3 protein-coding genes are annotated in these 6,427 nt (G+C 54.7%); all 3 read left to right on the top strand.

Annotation, left to right across the window (positions count from 1 at the left end):
• Window positions 1-106 precede the first annotated feature (106 nt).
• The 3 genes from GSQ82_RS06160 (at window position 107) to GSQ82_RS06170 (ending at window position 6,262) form a co-directional block, all read left to right on the top strand.
• Complete coding sequence (locus GSQ82_RS06160; RefSeq protein WP_158791211.1) at window positions 107-3,445, top strand: TonB-dependent receptor; 3,339 nt, start codon at window positions 107-109, stop codon at window positions 3,443-3,445.
• Between the two features lie 84 nt (window positions 3,446-3,529).
• Complete coding sequence (locus GSQ82_RS06165; RefSeq protein WP_158791213.1) at window positions 3,530-4,819, top strand: acetylornithine deacetylase/succinyl-diaminopimelate desuccinylase family protein; 1,290 nt, start codon at window positions 3,530-3,532, stop codon at window positions 4,817-4,819.
• Window positions 4,820-4,828: 9 nt separating this feature from the next.
• Window positions 4,829-6,262: a sodium:solute symporter family protein gene (locus GSQ82_RS06170; protein WP_158791215.1), complete on the top strand. Its 1,434-nt coding sequence runs from the start codon at window positions 4,829-4,831 to the stop codon at window positions 6,260-6,262.
• Window positions 6,263-6,427 lie beyond the last annotated feature (165 nt).

Here is a 6,427-nt window from a genome sequence, read left to right on the forward strand (position 1 = left end):
CTTTTTCAGAGCAGATGGCGCACACTTGTACCCGGGAGCGATCCTGAATTCATGCAGTCCGTTACCTCTTGTCGACGGCGTTAAATTCATATTCTGGAGAGTCCTGATGCGATCAAAGTTCCTGCTTGCTGCGTTTCTCATCCCATTTTTGACGCTTAATTTTGGTGTTTCGGCCTGGGCACAGTACACGACCGGGACCATAGCAGGCACCGTCACGGATCCGACCGGCGCATCCATCTCCGGTGTGACCCTTGTGCTGACAAGTCAAAGTACAAACGAATCGCGCACGTATACGACAGGCCGGGCGGGAGATTATGTATTTCCGGCGCTGGCTCCCGGAAGCTATGTGCTGACGCTGAACGCGCCTGGGTTCAATGAGACCAAGGCCCTAGTGAGTGCCACCACAAGCGCAACAGTTACGCAGAACTTTTCGCTGAAGCCTGGCTCAGCCTCTACCATTGTGCAGGTCGATGCGACCGCATCCGTGCTGAACACCAGCGGATCGGAATTGTCGACGACGCGTACGCCCCAGGAACTGGCTTATCTTCCGAGCTTCAGCCGCAGCCCGACGAACCTTGTGACGCTCGAGCCCGGTGTAACTCCGATGTATCTCCCCGATGGCAATGGCGCATTGGTCGCCGTCAGCGGGGCGCAGACCGGTCTGATCTCGGCCTTTGGAAGCCGTGCCCGCGCAACCGCGGCTTCGCTGGACTATACCGATGTCAACGACTGGGAGTTTGGGGGCTTCGCGCTGGGCACGTCTCCGACGCTGGATATGATCTCCGAGACGAAGGTGATTACTGGAGTGTTTCCGGCAGAGTACGGCGTTGAGTCGTCAAACATTGTTCTGGTGACGAAGTCTGGAAGCAATCATCTGCATGGCTCGGCGTACGACTACATTCAGAATAACGAGTTCAACGCTCGGGATTATTTCGATACCACTGGCAAGCCTTCGGTGCTGAAGCAGAATATCTACGGATTTACTTTGGGTGGTCCGGTCTGGCGCGACCACACCTTTCTCTTCGGTGGACTTCAGAAGGTGAGCACGCGCGGCGCTGGATCTACCTTTGTCTTCCCGGTTCCCACGGCGGCTGCGCTGGCAGGTGCTACCGATCCTCTCGCACTGCAACTCTTTCAGGCTAACGTCCCTCTACCTCCAAACGCTCCGGCTGGAGCATTGAGCGCACCGACGACAGAGACGATGGCGTCCCCGAACGACAGCTATCTCTATCTCATTCGCGGGGACCATCGCTTCTCTGAGGCACACTCGATTGCGGTTCGCTACTTGTTCAGCAAAGGCACGGCGGTGCTGCCCTATGCCGGTACTATCAATTTTCTGCCTGGCTTCGGAGTGAACTTTGATACCGGCGCACACAGCGTGAACATTACAGATACCTATCTTCTCGGAAGCAACAAGGTCAATGAACTCCGAGTTGCGTATGGCCGCTCGAATGGTCAGTTCGATCCGCAGGATACCAGCGGGATTCCACGCATCAACTTCGCGGATCAGAACTACAGCTTCGGCGAGGCGCAGTACTTTCCGCAGGGCCGCCTCTTCAACGTCTATCAGATCAACGACACGTTCAGCTGGGTGAAGGGGAGGCATTCGCTGAAGTTCGGCGCGGATGTGCGTTACATCCAGGACAACTCCAGCAGCACGACAAGCGGGGGTATTCGAGGCACATTTACCTTCGCTCCTTCGACCGATGCAAATGGCGTGGCGCATACCTCTTTGCAGAATTTTCTCTCGGGTACACCGGCGAGCTGGTCTCGAGTCTTCGGAGCGACCTACGAGGGTTACAGGATGTGGGTGCCAGGATTCTTCGCGCAGGATGAGTGGAAGATTCAACCGACGCTTACTCTGAACTACGGAATTCGTTATGAGGTGCAGGGAGCGTTGAATGAAGTTCACGGATTGATCTCGGAGCTGGATCCGAATCTGCAAGGCGTGAATGTTGGAGCGGCAGGTTCTGGGCCACTGGGTGCATTTCGCAGCGGCAATCCAGGAATCGCAGGGAACTACAAAAACTTCTCACCGCGCGTTGGATTCTCGTGGAATCCGAGTGGCTCGAAGACGACAGTACGCGGCGGATACGGCGTTTATTTCGACACGTTGAACTTTGCTTTACTTGCGAACACCCGGTTTGGCCCTCCTCTGAACTACACTGTGTCACTCTCGGGCGGCAATAACTTCGCGAATGGCAATACCTTTGACAACTTGGTCAACGGCGCTGCACCAATCGAGACCAGCACAGCGGCACAGATAGGATCGTTTGGCTCGTTGGCGAACTTTGGCAGCATCACCTCGGTGGCGAGGAATCTGCCTAATCCCTATACGCAAAACTATTCCCTCGGAGTTGTGTATCTCCTGGGGTCTCGGACAGCTTTGAGCGCGGACTATCTGGGTAGCGTGAGTAGAAAGTTGACCGACCTTGCACCGATCAATTCGGTGGCTGTCCAGCCCACAGCGCCGACAACGCTGGCGCAGGAACAGGCCTGCATCGGGACGACCGCTGCTCCTGGTCCATGCACTGTCACAGCAAACGGCGAGTATGGAGCGCATAACAATCGCATCGATCCTAGATTCGATCAGGTTGACCTGCTCGCAGCACATGGATCATCGAACTATAACGCGGTGGCTGTGCAGATCAAGCAGGCGACGACCTACGGGCTGGAAGGGCAGTTGTCCTATACCTATTCGAAGTCACTTGATGATGATTCCGATTACAACCTGGCGCAGATCAGCAATGAAGAGAGCTATCCTCAGAGTCAGGCTCCAAACGCGCACAATCTTGAGTATGGTCCGTCGGACTTCGACATTACGCATCGAATCACTTTATCCACTGTCTGGGCAGTTCCATATGCCAAAAACCAGCAGGGACTCGTCGGCCACCTGCTGGGAGGATGGGTCTTCAGCACGCTCGATCTGTGGCAGACCGGAGCGCCCGCCACCATCTTCTCCGGAGCGCGACTTGGATTTGCCGATACGAATCTCGATGGCAACCTGATCCAGACGACCGGCATGGATAACACGCGTGCGAGCATCAATCCTGGAGGCGTCGGTTTCCGTTTTGGGCATCCTTCCACCATTCCAACGGCTGCCACACGAGGCATCGGTGGAACCGCCAATACCAGCAACTTCAAATATGTGCAGCCTCTTATCGGAAACATTGGAACACTCGGGCGCAACACATTTCGCATGAACAGTCTTCCTACGGTCGATTGGTCACTCTCTAAGAACACTCGTATCTTTGGAGATGGCTTTCTGGGTTCGGGACCGTGGAATCTTGAGATACGAGCGGACGCATTCAACATATTCAACATTCCGTTCCTTACGGCAGCAGGAAATGGAACGTGGAACAATCTGGCGAATCCGTCGTTCGGGCAGTACAACACAGCGGGCAGCACGCGAAAGATACAGCTATCGGCAAAGATCAACTTCTAACCTGCAGCTCTCGTATTCATCTCACCCGGCCTCTGTAAAGAAGTCGGATTGAGCCTTTAAACGATGTCCAGCCATGGAGCATGCATGACGAATCAAAGCCTATCCCTTAATATTCAGGAGTCCGTTGTTCGGCAGGTCGAAGAGATTGGGGATGAGATGATTTCCTTTTTGCAGGATCTGACCCGCATCCCAACCATCAATCCGCCCGGGCAGAATTATATTGACGGAGCACGATGTATCGGCAATAAGCTGGAGGAGTTTGGGTACGAGACCCATTACATTACGGCAGAGGGCTGCGCAGAGCATACGGAGCGTAATCCGCGTGTTAATGTGCTGGGCAGGAGAGAAGGCACACAACCTCGTCCGTCTCTGCACTTCAATGGACACTTCGACGTGGTACCTGTAGGCGATGGATGGACAGTGGATCCGTTCGGCGCAGAGATTCGCGATGGCAAATTATACGGACGAGGAACTTCGGATCAGAAGGCCGGGATCGCGGCGTCCATCTTTGCCGTGGAGGCCATCCGACGCGCCGGCATACGGCTGCGAGGGACGGTAGAGCAGAGCGGTAGCGTCGATGAAGAGAGTGGCGGCTTTGCGGGGGTCGCTTACATGGCCAAGCAAGGCTGGATAGGCAAAGACAAGACAGACTTTGTCATCATCACAGAGCCTACCGACGTTAATCGTGTCTGCCTGGGCCATCGCGGAGTGTACTGGTTCAAAGTCACCACGCACGGACGGATTGCGCATGGCAGCATGCCTCACCTCGGCATCAGCGCGGTCGATCAGCTTGTCGATTTTCTGCATGATGTTACTTATCAGCTCAAGCCTTCGCTCGCGACTCGCAAGACCGCCGTGCCGGTAGAGCCGCCCGGTTCGCGCTTCGCGAGTATTAATGTGAACTCTATCTTTGGGGGGCAAGCGGAGGAAGGAACCCAGACTCCATGCGTTGTTGATCGATCCGGAGCGATCTTTGACCGCCGCTTTCTTGCCGAGGAGGATTTTGAGCAAGTTCGTGCTGAAGTAAAAAAACTTCTTGAGGACCTTAGCGCGAAGAATCCTGAGTTCAAGTACAAACTTGAAGACCTGATGATTGTTCATCCCGTCCAAACTAATCCGAAGTGTGAACTGGTTTCTTCGATTTCAGAGAGTGCAGAGATCATCTTTGGCAGAAGACCTATGCTTACGGCGAGTCCGGGTACTTATGACCAAAAGCATGTTGTTCGGTTGGGAAGCGTGGAACAATGTATCGCATATGGGCCTGGCATCCTGAATCAGGCTCACCTGCCCGATGAGCATGTTCTGGTCGCTGACGTCATCACCTCGGCGAAGGTGATGGCTCTTACCGCAATGAAGCTTCTTGGAACGGAGTAGGACGACTGCATGAATGCTTACGTCGCAGCACTGGTCATCTATTCCGTACTCCTGATGGCGCTCGGCATCTTTGTCAGCCGTAGGGTTAAGACATCCTCTGACTTTTTGGTGGCAGGCCGCAGTCTTGGGCCGGGTATGCTCTTCGCGACGTTTCTTGCGGCAAATATTGGAGCGGGGTCCACTGTCAGTGCTACAGGATTGGGATTTCGCTTTGGATTATCTGCATGGTGGTGGGTCGGTTCTGCGAGCATCGGCGGCTTCATTCTGTCCCGCACTCTGGGCCCAAAGCTCTGGACTCTTGCCAAACAGCATAACTTCAGCACCATGGGCGACTTCCTCGAATTTCGCTACAATAAGGTGGTTCGAGCGGTGATTGCCGTTCTGTTGTGGGTCGGAACCCTTACACTTTTAGCCGCGCAGCTTATTGCGATCTCGAGCATTCTGAATGTATCGGTTGGAACTCCGAAGTGGGTCGGCTGCCTTGCAGGCGGAGTCGTAGCTATCGTCTACTGTGCCGCGGGGGGACTGATCGCGTCTGCCTTCGTCAATGTATTTGAGTTAGTCGTGACTATGTCCGGACTGCTTCTCGCGGTTCCGTTTGCGGTGCATCATCTCGGAGGCTGGAGCCAGATATCGACGGCCGTCGCAGCGCAGCCGGGCAAAGCATGGATGTTGAGCATGACTGGTGTAGGGATCAAACAGGTTCTTTCTTACGTCATACTTCTTGCTCCGTCCTTCATGATCTCTCCCGGCCTGGTGCAGAAGCTGTACGGTGCGAAAGACGTGAAGACGGTAAAGCTCGGTGTCGGGCTCAACGCTCTCGCCCAGGCGTTATTCGCTTTTGTCCCTGCGATATTGGGGTTATGTGTGTTCGTCGCGTACCCGCATCTCGCTTCGCCCGAGTTGGCGCTTCCTCTTGCGATGAAGGAGCTTCTTCCGAAGTGGTTGGGGATGTGGGCGATGGCATCCATCTTTTCCGCTGAGTTGAGTGCTACGGGCGCTATCCTTTTTATGCTGTCTACTTCGCTCGCGGTCGATCTGTACAAGACATTTCTAAACCCAAGCATTTCGGAGCATCGGCTCTTGACTGCGAATCGTCTGGCTTCCATCCTGGCGGGAGTGGCTGGCATCTTTCTCGCAATCCAGCTTCCTACTATTCTTTCGGCGATCCAGATCTTCTATGGTCTGCTCTCGGTCTCACTGTTCGTGCCGGTTGTTGTCGGCCTTTATTCGAGACGCGTACTATCGCAGGCGGCACTCGTCAGCATCTTTGCAGCTGTCGCTACTACGCTGGTTGCAAAGCCGCTTACAGGGAATAGGGGGTGGTGGCTGTTATCTCCGGAGGCGATGGGTATTCTAGCTGCGGCGCTGGTAATGCTGGGCTTCCGCGTACTGCGTCCTGCGAAGTGGAGCGAACCAAGTTCTGTAAAAGTTATTGGTTAGCAGATGAAATATCTATTTCAATCGGCGGTATGCTTAAGCACAACGTATTTCCTAATCCGCAATCGAGGTTACTATGTCCACCACCGTCATCTCTGAACCGAACACTGCACCAGCCGCAGCTCTACGCACGATTCAACACTGGATTGGCGGGGCGGCGTTCGCCGG

Source organism: Granulicella sp. L60 (assembly GCF_009765825.1).
Lineage (GTDB): Bacteria > Acidobacteriota > Terriglobia > Terriglobales > Acidobacteriaceae > Edaphobacter.